Origin of the sequence: Streptomyces sp. NPDC001822, assembly GCF_042892135.1 — a bacterium.
Taxonomy (GTDB): domain Bacteria; phylum Actinomycetota; class Actinomycetes; order Streptomycetales; family Streptomycetaceae; genus Streptomyces.
The window spans coordinates 638649-654668 of record NZ_JBIATW010000001.1; the positions used below are offsets into that span (position 1 = coordinate 638649).

Consider the following 16020-nt stretch of genomic DNA (forward strand, 5'->3'; position numbering starts at 1 on the left):
CAACGGGGCCGGGGCTCGGGATCCGGCGGGATCAGCCGGCCGCCTCCGCAGCCGGATCCGGCGCAAGGGAGCGGATACGGGGTATCGGTGACGGCAGCAGCCAGAGCAGGGACAGGACTCCACCGAACGCGGCGATGAGAAGGGTGGCCCTCAGCCCGACGACGGTGGCCAGGAGGCCGCCGGCGACGGCGCCGACAGGGCGTATCCCGTAGTTGACCGTGCTGAACGCGCCGGCGGTGCGACTGCGCAGGCCGTCGGGGATCACCGTGGTCTGGAGGGCGTTGAGGTTGACGTCGAACAGCATGACCCCGACGCCCGACAGGAACTGGGAGGCGGCCAGGGCTCCGGCGCGGAGCCAGAACGGACCGCCCGCAGCGGCGGCGATGGCGATCGGCGCGGGGAAGGCCACCGCGCCCACGGCGATGCTGCGCCCGACGCCGATCCGCCGCGACACCGCGGGAGCGAGCAGGGCGCCGAGCAGGGAGCCCGTCGCGCCGACGCCGAACGCGAGCCCGATGACGCCGGCGGACAGGCCGAGGTTCCGGCCCGCGAACAGCACGACCAGGCCACCGCCGGCCAGGAAGGTGAAGAAGTTGACGGTCGCGGCGCACCCGAGACAGGCCCGGAGGACCGGGTGGCGGACGATGAGGGCCAGTCCCTCCCTCGCGCGCCGCAGAAGCGAGAGTGCCGTGCCGTCGGCCGCCGCCGGCTGCTCGTCGACCGGCACCCGACCGATCAGGAACGCCGAGGCCAGGAAGGTCAGGGCGTCGACCACCAGGGTCACGGGAGCGGTGAGCAGCTGGATCAGCGCGCCGCCGATGGCCGGGCCGGCGACGTACGACGCGGATCGGGCGGCGCTGAGCCTGCTGTTCGCGTCCACGTAGGACCCGCGGGGGACGATGCCCACGAAGAACGGCGGACAGGCCGTGTTGAACAGGACTCCGGCCGCGCCCGTGAGCAACGCGACGGCATACAGCTGGGCGAGCGTCACCGATCCCCACACGTAGGCCGCCGGCACGCTGAGCAGTACCGCGGCGCGGAACAGGTCGGCCAGGACCATCAGGCTGCGTTTGCGTGGCCGTTGATCGACCCAGGCTCCCAGGAGCACCGCGAGCAGGTGAGGGGTCCAGACGAGCGCGGTCAGCCACGCGACCTGGTTGGCCGAGGCGTGCAGGGCACCGACGGCGATCAGGGGCAGGGCGAGTTCGGTGATCCGGTCACCGAACTGCGAGATGGCGTTACCGCCCCAGAAGAGGCGGAACCGTTTGTCCCGCCACAGCGACACGGCAGCCGCCGGCCCCGGGGCGCTCACCGGGCCTGCCCGGTCTGCCCGGTCTGCTCGGGCTGCTCCTCCGTGCCCTCGGGCAGGACGTAGCGCAGCAGCTGGACGCCGCGGGCGTCGCTCCTCCGCTCAGCGGGATCGCGGGTGACGTACGGCGCGAGGACGCGCTCGATGCCGTCCTCGATGGCGGCGAGCTCCTCGGCGGACACGACGAGGCGTGTGGCGGCCAGTCCGGCCGACCTGCGCCACGCCGGATCGAGGCCGGGCTCCACCTCGACGGCCCAGCGGCTGGGCAGTTCCGCATGGCGCAGGAACATCTGCTGGGACAGTACCCGCGCGGCCGACCGGCCCTCCTCGTCCGCCTGGTCCTGGGGCGCCTCGAACCGGAAGCCGCGCGCCACGGCCTCCCACCTGCGTTGCCGGCGGTCCGGGCCGGGCTCGCTGTCGCGGACCAGTCCGAAGCCGGCCAGGTGCCGCAGATGCCAGCTGGTCACCGACGGTGTCGCTCCGACGTCGGGTGCCAGCTGCGTCGCGGTCGCGGGGCCGTGTCGCCCCAGCCGGTCGAGGATCGCCAGCCGCACCGGATGCGCCAAGGCCCGCATGGCTTGAGGGTCGGTGATCTCGATATCGCCCAGGCGATTGGGGGAGTCCATGGCGTGAGAGTGTCCTCTCACGATATGTGAGAGTCAAGTCTCATAGTTCCGGGGCGTGGGCTCCGGATGGGGACCGACCGTAGGTCGAGACGCATTTGATTGACTGAGCAAATACGTGTTTCATGGTTTCCGGTTTCCGGAGCCGAATCGAAACCGCAATCAGGAGGATCGGTGCTCCCCGGCCGGGGAAGAGGGAACCGTCCCCGGAGTGGTGCCTCCGACCGCCGACCGCCAACTGCCGAGCGGAGTTGAAGACCATGAGTTTCTCGCTGACGGACGTGGACCCCGACGATCCCATCTGGACCAAGCGTGGTGCCGTCTACGTGCCTTCGGGCCGAGGCCCGACGGTATGGGGCGCCGATGACGTCTACACCGTCAAGATCACGGGTGCACAGACCAAAGGACGGTTCGGGTTCATCGAGGCGACCGTTCCTGCGGGCGGCGGCCCCGCCCCGCACGCCCACACGCGGGAGGACGAGTCGTTCTACCTGGTCGACGGCGAACTCGAGTTCGTGGACGGCGACCACGTCTTCACCGCGGTCGCGGGCGACTTCATCTACGTGCCCGAGGGAATCCGCCACGGTTTCAAGAACCGGGGCAATCACGCGGCGAAACTGCTGTTCATGTACACGCCCGCCGGTCTCGAACAGCTCATGCTCGACCACAGCACCCCGGTCCGACCGGGGGAGACGCCACCCCCGATCGACGACGAGATGACCGCTCGGGCCGTGCAGGTGATCCGCAAGTCGGAGACCATCTGGCTGTCGGAGTCCTGATCGGTCGCCGGTGACCTGTGCCCCCGCAGTCATGGGCCGACTGCGGGGGGTCCGGCTTCTCCGGCGCACCCGGGGTGAGACTCACGCAGGGCGGGCGAAGGGTTCGCGGTCGAGTAGTCGGCCGACGGGCGTCGGGGCGCTTCAACCGGCCTGCCCGCAGCCGGTGTTCCGTACCGTTGTGGGCTGCGGGCCTTCAGTCCGTGGGAGGTTGTCCGCGCTACCCGTCCGTGTGGCCCAGCAGCTTCTTCATGGTGGGCACCACCAGGGTTCTGCTCTTCAGCGTCGCTGTCGCCCTGTTGCCGAGCACGACGACATCGCGCCCCAGCGCCGGCAGCAGCGTGGTACCGCCCTCGGACCCGAACGGCACGGAGAAGATGCGCATCGGGGCGGGCTTGTAGGGGCGCGGGCTGTTCCCGTGCTTGCTGCCGTCCAGGTACGTACGGATGTTGTGAGCAGCGGCCTCGCCCTGCGCGATGGCCGACGGGCTGAGCTTGGCCTCGGAGACGTCGTTGACGTCACCGATCGCGAAGACGTCCCGCTGTCCCCGCACCCGGAGGTGTGTGTCCACCATGATGTGGCCGCTCTGGTCGAGCCAGCCCCCGAGGCCCGCGAGCCGAAGCCACAGCGTGTTGGGAGTAGTGCCCGTCGTCCAGAAAACGACGTCGGCGCCGAGAGGACTGCCGGCCTGGTCGCGCAACCGCATGCCGGTGCCGCCGGCGGAGGAGACGACGGTGTCGAGCAGGACACTCACGTCGTGCTGTTCCAGCCAGGCCTGCGCCCGACGGCCCATCCGGCCGGTGCCGTGATTGGAGAGCAGCCTGGAGCCCGAGTGTGCGAGGGTCACGGTGGCGCCGGGGTTGGCCTTGCGCACTTCCGCCGTCAGTTCCACCCCTGAGGGGCCGCCCCCGATGACGAGCATGCTGCGCGCCTGCGCGACGCGGCGCTGGTGGTTCCGGAAGGAGGCGGCCGCCTCCTCGACGCTGTATCCGGTGAAGCGCGCGGGCTCCTGGTAGTCGGCGCCCGTCGCGAGCACCAATACGTCGTACGGCACTCGGTGCCCCGTCGCGAGGACGACCTGGCGTTCCGCCGTCGCTATGCCGACCGCCTTGTTCCGTACGACGCGGCCGTTGGCCAGGAGCGAGTCGTACGGGATGAAGGGGGCATACGTCCAGTTCTCGTCAGCGCTCGCCCGGAGTGAGGCGATGCGGTGGAAGAACGCCTCCTTGAGGTCGATCAGTGTGACGTCGACGTCCGCGTCCAGTTGGCGGGCCAGGCGAACTCCGGCATACCCCCCGCCGATGATGACGGCCCGTCGCGTGGTCGTGGCCATGGCCATGATCAGCTCACTTCTTTCCGCTGTGCTGTCTGCTCGTGATCCGGAGATGCGGTGCCGCCGTGTGCCGAGGGCGCCCCTCATTGCACGCCTGACGAGGGCTTTTTGGTTCAAGGGCGGGGCATTTACGGCGCCGAGCCCCCATGGTGTGAAGGAAGGGTGGGTGTTTCGTGTGTGCCGAATGCGCGAATGGGTGTGAACGGCGTGACGGCGTGGGTGTGCGGCATGTGGTGTCGGTGATCGCCTTCCGGCGCCGAGGTGTGTTCGTCGCGGCACCCTTGTCAGTGGACGGTGGTGACGCCGGTCCCGCGTCTGTCGCGAACTGCGCCGGCCCTCGGAGGCGTGATCTTCGCGGTCAGCCCCCGTTCCCTCGCTCTCGGGGTGCGGGCGCATCCGGCAGCCGTGCCCGGGGAATGGAGGGAGCGCGGCCGGCGTTCTCCGACAAGACGGCCGGTCGTCTATCCTGGACGCGGGTCGCCGACATATCGGACGTACACCAGGCGTCACCCGTCACGATCAGGCGACCGGGCGCCCCACCCAGCAGCGGATTCCGCAGGGACCGCACCCTCGAAGACCAGGAGATCAGATCATGCGTGTCGAAATGTGGACCGATGTCGCCTGCCCGTGGTGCTACGTCGGCCGTGAGCACTTCAACAAGGGGCTCGCCGACTTCGCACATCGCGACCAGGTAGAGGTGGTGCACCGCTCCTTCGAGCTCAACCCGAAGGCCGAGAACGGCACCGTGCCGATCATCGACGCGGTCGCGGCGCAGTACGGACGTACCCGCCAGCAGCAGGTGGACCGGGAGCACCAGGCGGCCTCCATGGCGAACGCGGTGGGCCTCGAGTTCCGGATCGGCGGACGGGTCTTCGGTAACACCTTCGACCTGCACCGCCTCGGCCACTTCGCCAAGACCCGCGGTCTGCAGGGCGAGTTCCTGGACCGCGCCTTCCGGGCCAACTTCGCCGAGGAGCGCTCCGTCTACGACACGGAGACCCTGGTGGATCTGGCCGTCGAGGCGGGACTGGAGGAGTCCGAGGTGCGAGAGGTCCTCGCCGACCCCAAGCGATTCGCCGACAAGGTCCGGGCCGACGAGCGACGCGCCTCTGAGCTGGGTGCGGGCGGCGTGCCCTTCTTCGTGCTCGGCGGCCGTTACGGTGTGAACGGTGTCCAGTCGCCCGCGTCCTTCACCCGGGCGCTGGAGCAGGCGTGGGCGGATCAGCCGGCCGCCTAGGAATCCCGGGCCGGCTGCCGGCCGGGCGCGTGGACACGCGTCCGCCCGGCTCCGGCCCCTGGGCGCGCGAGAGGACTCGGCCGCTCACCCGGAGTTCGGGTGGAGAGACATCTCCATCGTGGAAGTGAGCTGCCTCTGGAACGCCGCGGCCCGGGGATAGTGGTCCAGGGCGCGGACGAGAGCCGGCAGGAGATGGCGCTGGGCGCTCACCCATGCCGCGGCGTCGGCGCACCCCTGGAACTCCTGGGGATGTACGCCCGGCCGCGGAGGCGGGAGGATCAGCGTCCTGCGGTGCGGTGCGATCAGGGCGGTCGCGGCATCCGCGCTGTACACGTAGTGCTCGAACATCCGCGCGCGGGTCTCGGAGCGGGTACTGCTCGCGTCCAGGGTGGAGCTCAGGTCGTCCGCGAACGCGCGCAGCAGTTCGTGGCAGGTGTAGCGCCCCGGGACATGTTCGACGAGCAGGTGGTGATCGGCGAGTTCGGCCAGGTTCTGGCGCGTCACGTGCAGGCCGGTGTCCGCGAGGCTCGCCGCGGCCCTCAGCGTGATCTCGGGAGAGGGATGCTGACTCAGTGCCCGGAACAGATGGGCCCCGCCCACGCTGAGCATCTCGTACGAGCGCTGGAACACACTCCGGACGTCCGTCCGGGGGTCGCCGCTGAACAGGGCCGGAAGACCGTCCCGCAGCTCCGCCGCGAGCAAGGCGAGGGAGGGACGCGGTCCGGTCAGTGCCCGGGTGCCCACCACGGCCAGTGCCAGCGGCAGACCTCCGCACAGCTCGACGATCTCGTCGACGGCATCCGACTCGGCCCTGAGCCGGGCCGCGCCGAGGCGGCGCTCGAGCAGTTGCATGCTCTCCCGCGGCGGCATGGGATCGAGCGTGAAGAGCTCGGCGTAGTGGGTGACGGCGAGCCCCTCCAGCTTCCTGCGGCTGGTGATGATCGCCAGGGAGCCGGGAGTCGCCGGGAGCAGGGGTCTCACCTGCTCGCAGTGCGCCGCGTCGTCGAGCACCAGGAGCAGGCGGCGTCCGGCCAGGGCGCTCCGGTAGACGGAGCCGAGCGCGGCGGCATCGAGGTCTCCTCCGCCCCGCCCCACACCCAGCGCGTCCAGCACCGCGGTCATCGCCTGGGCCGAGTCGAGGCGCGGCCGGTCCGGATGGTGTCCCCGCAGATCCACGTAGATCTGACCGTCGGGGAAGCGGTCCGCGACCAGGTGGGCGCAGCGCACGGCCAACGTCGTCTTTCCGACTCCGGCCATTCCGCTGATCGCGACGGTCGCCGCCGGCGGCTCGCTCCCGCCGCCCCGGGTGGCGAGGCCCAGGATCCGGCCCGACACCTCGTGGCGGCCCACGAACGCGCTGGGGTTGGCGGGCAGGTGGGGTGGAACCTGTGGTGCCTGCGCCCGCGCCGTCAGCTCCTTGGCACGCTGACTGCATCCGCGTTGCAGGAAGTGCCGCCTCGCGGCGCGCAGGCCGGGGCCGGGCTCGACGCCGAGTTCATCGGCGAGCGTGCGGCGGATGCCTTCGAACTGCTTCAGCGCCTCGGCCTGGCGGCCGGTGGAGGCCAGGGCGGCGATGATACGGGAGTGGATCGCCTCGTCGAACGGGTGACTGTCCACCGCGCACCGCAGGATGGACAGGACCTCTTCCGTGAGTGCGGGCGCGGCACCCAGGACGACGTCGGTCGCCTCCTTGGCCGTGGCGACGAACTCGTGCCCGACGGATGTGAAGACGGGATGCCACGCGACTGGTGTGCCGTCGGCGACCACGGGGCTGCGCCACAGCCGAAGGGCCTCCATGAAGTCTGTGGCAGCCTGCGCGGGGTTGCCGCTCTCCACCGCGAGCCGGGCGCGCGCACGAAGGTCACGGAAGCGCAGGAGGTCGGAGGTCGACGTGTCGGCCAGGAGGCGGTAGCCGTCGGCGGCGCGTGACAGGTGTTCCGCGTCGGTCCGGCTGCGCAGGCCGGGCTCCAGCAGCTTGCGCAGCGCACCGATATGACGGTGCACCACGTTCACGGCGCTGGCCGGCGGCTCGTCGTCCCACAGGACGTCGACGGCGTCGCTCAGCGACACCGGGCCGGGCGCGCGCAACAGCAGGAGCGACAGCAGTGCCAGCCGCTTGGGGGGCCCGAGATCGAGCTCGCTGTCACCGCGCACGGCCCGTACCGTGCCGAGGAGGGAATAGCGCACCGTCGCGTCGGAGGTTCCGTGGCTGCTTTTCACCTGACACCGCCTTCCGCCCGTACGGCGTGTCCGTCGCCGTTCCCGAAGGCCGAGGGCGACGCGTACGGCAGCCTGGACACGGACCGGTGCCCGCCCGGTGAAGCGGGCCCCCTAGTGGGCCGGGGCGACGGGTGCACGGGACCGGCTGGGCCCGCGCGGTCGGTCGATCGCGAGGTGTGCCGGTGTGCCGGCCAAGGCCGGATGGCGAGGCTCACGGAGCCATCAGCTTCCGGACCCGGGGAGCCACCTCGTTGCCGAACAGCTCGATTCCGGTCATGAGAGTCTCGTGAGGAAGCCCCTGCATCCCGTACTTCAGGTCGAAACGACTGGCGTCGAGACCCCGGAGCGTGGCGACCACCTTCTGCGCCACCGTCTCCGGCGAGCCGACGTAAAGGGCTCCCCCCGGACCGACGTCGTGCATGAATTGCTCGAAGGAGGGAGGCCGGAAGCCGCGTTGCCGCGCCATCTCGCGGACGGCCTTCTCGTAGTACGGCCAGAACTCGTCGACGGCTTGCTCGTCGGTCGCGGCCACATGACCGGGGCTGTGCACACCGATGGGCCGGTCCGGCATGCCGAACCGGCCCAGAGCCTCGCGGAAGAGCTGCCCGAGGGGTGCGAAACGGGCGGTCGGCCCACCGATGACGGCGAGCATGAGCGGGAAGCCGTAGCGGGCCGCGCGGACGACGGACTGGGGATTCCCGCCGACGCCGATCCACGTGGGAAGCGCACCGGACTCACTGCGCGGGTAGACGGGCTGGTCGACGAGCGCGGGCCGGGTGCTCCCCTGCCACGTCACGGGCTGTTCCTTGCGCAGTTCGGCGAAGAGGTTGACCTTCTCCTCGAACAGGACGTCGTAGTCGGCGAGGTCGTGGCCGAACAAGGGGAAGGACTCCGTGCTCGACCCTCTGCCGAGGATGAGCTCGGCGCGACCGTTCGACACGGCGTCGAGCGTCGCGTACCGCTGGTAGACGCGCACGGGATCGTCCGAGCTGATGACGGTGACACCGGATCCGAGCCGGATGCGGGAGGTCCTCGAGGCGATGGCCCCGAGAACCACGTCCGCTGCTGAGATCGGCATCCAGTCGGTGTGGTGTTCACCGATGGCGAAGTGATCGAGACCCACCGCGTCCGCCAGCACCCCCTGGTCCACGAGGTTGCGGATCGACTGGCCGTGGGTCAGCGCTCGCCCCTCGGAATCGTCGGAGACGTCGCCGAAGGTATCGAGGCCGAGCGTGATCGGATGCTCGCCCGCAGGTGGGGGGCCCTGACTGGTCATTGAGAGGCTTCTCGTTCGAACCGACAGCGAAGGGGTCCGGCCGATGCCGGGACGGCGGCAGGCTGACTGCTGAATAACAAGTCAAGTAAACGGCAGCGCTAATTGTTCTGTCAAGGAGGGCCCTGAGGGGGCCGTGTTCCGTGTGACGGAGGGCCGGGGCCCGCCTCAGGAGGGCAGATCGGCCCAGGTTCCGTGCGCCGCCACACTGAGGAGAGACGACAGGCCTGCCTCGTCGAAGGCCAGCTCGAGATCGGACAGGCCCTCCGAGAAGTGCGTCCAGCCGTCGTAGTGGGCGGGCACCACGAGCTTCGCGTCCAGCACGGCCGCCGCCGCCGCGGTCCGCCTGCTGTCCATGGAGAGAGGCCGGCCGCCGAATTTCGCGGGGACCCGCGCGGCCCCCGCGTGCAGCAGCGCCGCGCTGATGTCCGGAACGCGCCGTGAGACCTCCGCCACCGTGCGGATGGAGGCGTTGTCGCCGCTGATGTAGAGCGTGGGCAGCCCGTGGCCGGACAGGACGAAGCCGGTGACCTCGCAGTTCACGTAGCCGTCGGCGTCCCGCTCGCCGTCCTCGGGGCCGTGCACCGCGGGCACTGCGAGGATGTCGAGATCCCCGCCCCCGTCCCTCCGCGGCACGGAGTGGCTGGACCACGGCGCCAGGCCGATCGCGGGCGGACCGATCCGCCCGGCCGAGAGGGGGCCGGAGACGACCAGCGGCGCGGCCTCGGCGAACGCGCGTCCCCGCTCGTCGAAGTTGTCGGGATGCAGGTCGTGGCTGACCAGCACCAGGTCCACGGGCCCCAGGGCGCTCTCGGCCACGGCCGGACCCGTCGTCTTGGTGAGGTAGCCGTGCGGACCGGGCTCGTCGAACGTCGGATCGCTGACGATGCGCAGTCCTCCCATGTCGATGACGGCTGTCGGGCCGCCCAGCACGGTCACCGCGCAACTCTGCCGGGCCAGTTCGGTGGTCGTCATGTGCTACCTCGCAAGGGGGATTCTCGACTGCTCCGTGTGTGCGCCGTACGCCGATGCTGCCCCGACGGCGGGCGACGTGCCCGGCGAGCGGGATCACCCCGTGCCGGTCCGGCACACGTTCGGCACCCTACTGCCGAGCGGGGGCGTGTGAGAGGTTCGCGGCCGCGTCGTCGCCCGCCCGGCTGCCGGAGTCACCGGGGCGGCTCGGCTGCCGGGGCCGGTGCACGTGATGGGACGTGCGGAGGCGGTGGACGTGACGGGCCGCGCGGAGACGGTGCGGGCGACCGGACGCGCGGAGGCGGTGCCGGGCGGAGGAACCGCCCGGCAACCGCGCTGTCTCAGGCCGCGGTGTCGAGCACGACGCGGAAGCGCGCCTGACCCGACAGCATGCGCTCGTAGGCTTCGGGCGCCTTGGCGAAGGGCATGACCTCGACGCTCGGACGGATGCCGTGGGCGAGGCTGAACGCGAGGTTGTCCTCGTTCTGGATGGAGGAACCCGTCAGGCTGCCGACGACCGAGTGGGTGCCGAAGATCAGGTCGGGGGTGGCGATGGTGATGGGGTCGGGAGCCGCGCCGACCACGACCAGCTTGCCGTTGGGGGCGAGACCGCGGACCAGCGGGTTCATGGAGGCGCCGCTGGTGGCCGTGGCGACGATGATGGACGCACCGCCGAGCTCGCTCAGTGCCGCACCGGGGTCCGTGCTGTTGCTGTCGATGTAGATGTGGGCGCCGAGCTGCCGGGCGTAGGCTTCCTTGTCCTTGCCCCGGGCGATGGCGGCGACACGGTAGCCGAGGCTGCGCGCGTACTGCACGGCCACGTGGCCCAGCCCGCCGATGCCCTGCACGGCCACGAGGGCGCCGGCCCTGGTGGGTCCCTGCTGGAGCGCGATGAAGGTGGTCAGACCGGCGCACAGGAGCGGCGCCGCGTCGATCGCCGAGATGCCGTCGGGGATACGGACCAGACCGCTGGCGCGGGCGTAGGCGACCTCCGCGTAACCGCCGTCGACGGTGGTGCCCGTCTGCTCCTGGGCCGCGCAGTTCACGAAGTCACCGCGGCGGCAGGACTCGCACTCGCCGCACTGTCCGTTCAGGAAGCCGACACCGACGCGGTCGCCCGGCTGCCACGCGGTGACGCCGGCGCCGACTGCATCGATCACGCCGACGATCTCGTGACCGGGGACCAGGGGCTGGGAGGGGTCGCCGCGCAGGCCCTCGATGGTCAGTACGTCGGTGTGGCAGATGCCGCAGGCCTCCACCCGAAGGCGCACGTGCCCGGGCGCGGGCTCGACCAGCTCGCGCTCCACCAGCTGGAGGTTGTGGACGCCTGTTGCCTCGAAGGCTCGGTATGTGGACATGACTTCTCCTGGGGGTCGTTCGGCGCACGAATGCGAGGGAGGAAGGGCCGGTCCGGAAGCGGATGGCTTCGTTGCACATCACGTCCGCGACAGAGGCGACACCTCGGTACGGACGAGGTCCGCCGTCAAAATGACCGGTCGACTTAAACGAGCGTAACCCATCGCGGACGCTCATCGGCCACGGCGCCCTCGTGGACCTCGCGGGTTTTGGCGGCACGTTGTCGAAAATGGGGCGGGGAACCGTTTAAAACGGGTGAATTCCGACGGGGGAGTGCATGCTGTCGCCAACCTGGGCGGCGTGCTTTCCTGCGCAGGAGGAGGGGCGTCGCCTCGGGTTCGCGGTCGGCGGCGGTCCGCATGGGGGCGGGCCGGAAGTCCTTCGGTGGGGGGTGCACGCCTGTCGGGCAGTCGGGAAAGTGGCCGGATCGGTACAATATGGTCAGTCGTCTTGGTGTGCCGTAGCCTCGGGAGTCTCAGGGTTCGCCACCCCGCCGGAACTCGTTCCGCTGTGCGGAGCGGGGCGGTGGAGCATCGCAGGGCGGCCGGTTGTCGTACGAGGAGGCGAGTGAGTTGGGGCGAGCATCGAAGCGTGAGCAGATCGCGCAGGCGGCCTTCGAGCAATTCCATGAGCGCGGCTTCAACGCCACGGGCATCAGTGACATCACCACGGCCGCCGGCGTGCCCAAGGGCTCGTTCTACAACCACTTCCCGAGCAAGGAGGCGGGGGCTCTGGAGGCGCTGAGCCGGTACGCCGACACCCTGCGATTCGATCTGCTCACGACACCGGGCCGGCCTCCGCTCGAGCGCCTCCGGGCGCACTTCGAGTACTTGAGCAGGGACACGGTGGACAACGGGTTCGTCCGAGGCTGCCTGGTGGGCAACTTCGGTGCCGAGGTGGCTGACCACAACGACGAGATCCGGTCGGCGGTCAGGAGCGGTTTCGCGCAGTGGGCGTCCCGGCTCGGACAGGTGCTCGCCGAGGCGAAGGAGGCGGGCGACGTGGACGGTTCCCTGGATGTGGACTCCACCGCCCTGTTCATCCTCAGCGCCTGGGAGGGGACGCTGATCGCGGCGCGGGCCGACAAGTCGGCGGCGCCCGTGGACGCCTTCTTCCGCACCGTCTTCGACGTGGTCCTGCGCTGAGGGCAGTCCCCTGATCCCCTGATCCTTCGTGGGTGGGCGGGCGACGACGGCTCCAGCACCTCGCCGTGCTTGCCGGAGCACCCGAACGCACCCGGCGCACGGACGCTTGTCCCCCCTCGCCCCGCCGTGCACCGCACCCGGCACCCGCGCTGTCCCGCCGGGGACTGGCGCTGATCCGTCAGGGACTCGTGCTGATCCATCAGGGAGTACGGGCCGGCCCTCGGCGCTCGGCGCCGCCGTCGTCCCGCATCTCCCGCGTCGTCATCCCGGACGTCGTCCCGCGCCGTCATGCCGGCGTCCTCGCCGTGCTCCGGTACTCGTCTACTCGGCCGAGGGGGCGTAACCGCAGGCGCCAGGCCCGTGCCGGCCATCGCTTCCGAGCTGCTGAGGAGCCGGCCGACGCGCGTGTGGCGAGGGGCCGAGCCGCCCCGGGGGGAGGTTGCCTACCGGTCCCGCGTGACACCTTCCTCCATGGCGGGAGTGACCGGACGGCGGGGTGGCCGTACAGACGCCCTCGCTGGACGGCAAGCGGCCCCACATGCACCCCGTGCGTAAGCTGCAGCCCTCGTGACCTGGTCGGATGCCCCTCCGGAGACATGTGTGTCGCGCATCACGGGCAGGTGTCGATTGACGCAAGACGACCGGTCGTCTATGTTGGTTCTCGGGTCGGCAGATCAGCCTTCGCCCGAAACCCCCTTCGAATGGAGCACCCAGTGGCTACTCCCATCAAGCTCGCCGTCGTCTACTACTCGTCCACCGGCACGATCACCGAGATCGCCAAGGAACTGCACGACGCGGGCGTCAAGGCCGGCGCCGAGGTCCGTCTCCTCAAGGTCGCCGAGCTCGCCCCCCGGGAAGCCATCGAGTCCAACCCGGCCTGGGCCGCGAACCACGCTGCCACCGCACACATCGCCGAGGCCACCCCCGCGGACATCGACTGGGCCGACGCCGTCATCTTCGGCACGCCGACCCGCTTCGGAAACGTATCCGCGCAGCTCAAGCAGTTCATCGACACGCTGGGCGGACTGTGGGCCGAGGGCAAGCTCGCCGACAAGGTCTACAGCGGCTTCGTCTCCTCCGCCACGGCTCACGCCGGCCAGGAGGGCACTCTCCTCGCGCTCTACAACTCGGTGCACCACTTCGGCGGCCTCACCGTGACGCCCGGCTTCACCCAGCCGCACAAGTTCGTGGACGGCAACCCTTACGGCACCTCGCACGTCGACGGCCAGGGCACCAAGCCGGTCGACGACATCACCCGTACCGCCGCCCGGATCCAGGCCGAGCGCGTCGTCAAGATAGCCTCCGCGATCCAGGCTGCCGCCTGATCGTAGGTCTGCCGGCGCGGCCCGGCCGCCCGCCTTCCCCGGGCCGAGGCCCGGACGGGGGCGGAGCCGGAGCCGGGCCGGGTCCCCGACGACGCCGAGCGCGTCCCGCTGCCGACGCCGCGGGACGCGTCCGCCTAGCAGGCCGGCGGCGGCGGGATGACGATGTGTACATCGGCCGGGCCGGTGTCCGCGGCAACGAAAGGTGTTCCCCCGGTGAGCGGGCGGGTGCGTCACGCCACCGGGGGAAGCAAGAGAGGGAGAGATCATGAAGGAATTCCTGGTCGAGCTGACCACCACGGTGCCCGAGGGCACCGACCCGGCAGAGGTCGACCGCCGTCGCGCCGTCGAGTCCACGCGGGCAGCGGAGCTCGCGTCCCAGGGGCGCCTGTTCCGTCTGTGGCGTCCTGTGGGTGAGCTGCGCAGTATCGGCGTCTGGCGCGCGGAGGACGAGTCGGAGTTGCGTGAGCAGGTCCTCGGCAGCCTTCCCCTGTGGCCCTGGATGACTGCTGTGATCACCCCCCTCCAGTCGCACCCCAACGATCCGGGCCAGACCGTCTGAGCAATGCCGTGCGGCGCTGTTTCCGCGCCGTGACCCCAGCTACGGCGATGCCGTGGGCAGAGTGAACCTGAGCGAGATGAGGAACTCCTGATGGAGAGTGCAGAAGCACAGCGAACCGCCCTGCGCGGAGTCATGGACGGATGGAAAGCGGCGGTCGACGCGCACGAGCCGGAGAAGGTGGCCTCGTACTTCACTGCGGACGCCATCTTCCAGGGACTGCGCCCGTACAGCGTCGGCCGTGAGGGTGTCGCACAGTATTACGACTCGCAGCCCATCGGGCTGAAAGCCGAATACGAGGTGCTCGAAACCCGGTCCCTTTCCGAGGACGTCCTTCTCGGATATCTGAGTGTCGACTTCTCATTCGTGGACCGGCCGACGATCGTCGTCGTCTTGAGCGTCGTGCTCACGCGTGCCGAAGGCGAGTGGCGCATCGCCCACTATCAGGTGTCCAAGAGCGACTGACGATTCTGTCGGAACGGTTCCGACGCGTTGCAATGCAATGGGGCGTGGTGGACATCCACCACGCCCCATTGCATTGCAACGCGGGCCCCTGCGGATGCGCACGGTCGGTCGTCTGCGGGGTCCGAAACGCCCCAGGGCCCCCACCGGATCCGGTCCGGTGCGGGCCCTGGGGCGTTCGCGGATGCACCGCGCAGTGCGCGGCCGCTCAGGCTCGACCCTGTGGGGGAGCCGGAGCGGAGGACTCAGAAGTGGTCGACGTCGACGACCGCCTGGGCGAAGGCGGTGGGTGCCTCCTGCGGCAGATTGTGGCCGATGCCGGTGAGCGTCCGGTGGGCGTACTTGCCCGTGAACCGGTCTCGGTACGAGGCCCCGTCGCCGGGTGCGGTGAAGGGGTCCAGCTCGGCGTCGAGCGTGATGGTGGGTACGCCGATGACGGGCCGGGTGGCCAGCCGCCGCTCGTACCTGTCGAAGCGCGCCTCACCGTCGGCGAGGCCCAGCCGCCAGCGGTAGTTGTGGATGACGATCGCGGCGTAGTCGGGGTTCTCGAAGGCGGCGGCCGTGCGCTCGAACGTGGCGTCGTCGAAGTCCCAGGTGGGTGAGACCGTGTCCCACACGAGCCGGCCCATGTCGTGGCGGCCCGCCTTGTCCTCCATCGCGAGACGGCCCCGCTCCGTGGCGAAGTAGTACTGGTACCACCAGGCGTGCTCCGCCTTCGGGGGCAGCGGCATCTTCTGCGCCTCGACGTTGGTGATCAGATATCCGCTCACCGATACGAGGGCCTTGACCCGCTCCGGCCAGAGTGCGGCGACGATGTCCGCGGTACGGGAGCCCCAGTCGAAGCCTGCCAGCAGAGCCTTCTCGATCTTGAGAGCGTCCATGAGGGCGATGACATCCAGGGCCACCGCGGACTGCTGGGCGTTGCGGACCGTGCGGGAGGAGAGGAAGCGGGTGGAACCGTGGCCCCGCAGGTACGGCACGATGACGCGGTAGCCCTGGTCCGCGAGCAGTGGGGCGACGTCGACGAAGCTGTGGATGTCGTAGGGCCAGCCGTGGAGGCAGATCACGACGGGCCCGTGCGCGGGCCCGAGTTCGGCATAGCCCACGTTCAGCACACCCGCCCGCACCTGCTTGAGCCCGGGGAACGAGGTGTGTGTACCGGGTGTCAGGGCGGGCACCGTGGGCGTCCTGGTCCCGCTGGTGGAGGAGGCCGGAGAAGCGGCCGATACGCCCTGCAGACCCGTCAGCGAAACGGCCGCCGCTCCCGTGCCGAGGCCCACGACCTGGGTGAAAGTACGCCTGTTGATCATGTGACATCTCCGTCGTGCGGTTCGCAAGTGTGTGTAGAGGCACCCGTGATGACTGATGGTCCAGTTACGTGGTGCGACTGATCGATGACTGTTCCACACGAATCGTCACCAGTCAAACGGGTG

14 protein-coding genes are annotated in these 16020 nt (G+C 70.2%); 6 read left to right on the top strand and 8 right to left on the bottom strand.

The features are described from left to right. Positions 1-31: 31 nt before the first annotated feature. Together ACFYY2_RS03050 and ACFYY2_RS03055 are read right to left on the bottom strand one after the other, a co-directional pair. The gene (locus ACFYY2_RS03050) at positions 32-1312 is read right to left on the bottom strand and encodes an MFS transporter (protein ID WP_388736192.1); all 1281 of its coding nucleotides are present in this window, start codon (positions 1310-1312) and stop codon (positions 32-34) included. Next, entirely contained in the window at positions 1309-1935 is a 627-nt protein-coding gene (locus ACFYY2_RS03055; protein ID WP_388736194.1) for an ArsR/SmtB family transcription factor, read from the bottom strand. The genes ACFYY2_RS03050 and ACFYY2_RS03055 overlap by 4 nt, the downstream gene beginning before the upstream one ends. A gap of 257 nt (positions 1936-2192) precedes the next feature. Here ACFYY2_RS03055 and ACFYY2_RS03060 point away from each other — a divergent pair, with 257 nt between their 5' ends. After that, positions 2193-2711: a cupin domain-containing protein gene (locus ACFYY2_RS03060; protein ID WP_388736196.1), complete on the top strand. Its 519-nt coding sequence runs from the start codon at positions 2193-2195 to the stop codon at positions 2709-2711. Between the two features lie 217 nt (positions 2712-2928). Here the strand turns inward: ACFYY2_RS03060 and ACFYY2_RS03065 are convergent, their stop codons facing one another. Next, a complete protein-coding gene (locus ACFYY2_RS03065) occupies positions 2929-4047 on the bottom strand; it encodes an NAD(P)/FAD-dependent oxidoreductase (RefSeq protein ID WP_388736198.1) in 1119 nt (372 codons plus the stop codon). 586 nt (positions 4048-4633) lie between these two features. Between ACFYY2_RS03065 and ACFYY2_RS03070 the strand changes: the two genes are divergently transcribed. Next, positions 4634-5278, top strand: a complete 645-nt coding sequence (locus ACFYY2_RS03070; RefSeq protein WP_388736200.1) for a DsbA family oxidoreductase — start codon at positions 4634-4636, stop codon at positions 5276-5278. Between the two features lie 84 nt (positions 5279-5362). On the opposite strand, the gene ACFYY2_RS03075 is transcribed toward ACFYY2_RS03070, so the two are convergent. The 4 genes from ACFYY2_RS03075 to ACFYY2_RS03090 form a co-directional block, all read right to left on the bottom strand. Continuing rightward, positions 5363-7498, bottom strand: coding sequence for a BTAD domain-containing putative transcriptional regulator (locus ACFYY2_RS03075; RefSeq protein WP_388736203.1), 2136 nt, complete (start codon positions 7496-7498; stop codon positions 5363-5365). 211 nt (positions 7499-7709) lie between these two features. Continuing rightward, positions 7710-8774, bottom strand: a complete 1065-nt coding sequence (locus ACFYY2_RS03080; protein WP_388736205.1) for an LLM class flavin-dependent oxidoreductase — start codon at positions 8772-8774, stop codon at positions 7710-7712. Positions 8775-8939: 165 nt separating this feature from the next. Then, positions 8940-9746 carry an MBL fold metallo-hydrolase gene (locus ACFYY2_RS03085; protein WP_388736207.1) on the bottom strand — a complete coding sequence of 269 codons (807 nt, stop codon included), beginning with the start codon at positions 9744-9746 and terminating at the stop codon, positions 8940-8942. A gap of 338 nt (positions 9747-10084) precedes the next feature. Continuing rightward, a complete protein-coding gene (locus tag ACFYY2_RS03090; RefSeq protein WP_388736209.1) occupies positions 10085-11101 on the bottom strand; it encodes an alcohol dehydrogenase catalytic domain-containing protein in 1017 nt (338 codons plus the stop codon). Positions 11102-11671: 570 nt separating this feature from the next. Here ACFYY2_RS03090 and ACFYY2_RS03095 point away from each other — a divergent pair. The 4 genes from ACFYY2_RS03095 to ACFYY2_RS03110 all read left to right on the top strand — a co-directional run bounded on the left by ACFYY2_RS03095 (position 11672) and on the right by ACFYY2_RS03110 (position 14590). Then, the gene (locus ACFYY2_RS03095) at positions 11672-12244 is read left to right on the top strand and encodes a TetR family transcriptional regulator C-terminal domain-containing protein (protein WP_388736210.1); all 573 of its coding nucleotides are present in this window, start codon (positions 11672-11674) and stop codon (positions 12242-12244) included. Positions 12245-12957: 713 nt separating this feature from the next. Next, the gene (gene wrbA / locus ACFYY2_RS03100) at positions 12958-13569 is read left to right on the top strand and encodes an NAD(P)H:quinone oxidoreductase (RefSeq protein ID WP_388736213.1); all 612 of its coding nucleotides are present in this window, start codon (positions 12958-12960) and stop codon (positions 13567-13569) included. Positions 13570-13834: 265 nt separating this feature from the next. Then, a complete protein-coding gene (locus tag ACFYY2_RS03105; RefSeq protein WP_388736215.1) occupies positions 13835-14128 on the top strand; it encodes a muconolactone Delta-isomerase family protein in 294 nt (97 codons plus the stop codon). Positions 14129-14218: 90 nt separating this feature from the next. Continuing rightward, positions 14219-14590 carry an SgcJ/EcaC family oxidoreductase gene (locus ACFYY2_RS03110; RefSeq protein ID WP_388736218.1) on the top strand — a complete coding sequence of 124 codons (372 nt, stop codon included), beginning with the start codon at positions 14219-14221 and terminating at the stop codon, positions 14588-14590. Between the two features lie 242 nt (positions 14591-14832). Here the strand turns inward: ACFYY2_RS03110 and ACFYY2_RS03115 are convergent, their stop codons facing one another. Continuing rightward, entirely contained in the window at positions 14833-15897 is a 1065-nt protein-coding gene (locus ACFYY2_RS03115) for an alpha/beta fold hydrolase (RefSeq protein ID WP_388736222.1), read from the bottom strand. Positions 15898-16020 lie beyond the last annotated feature (123 nt).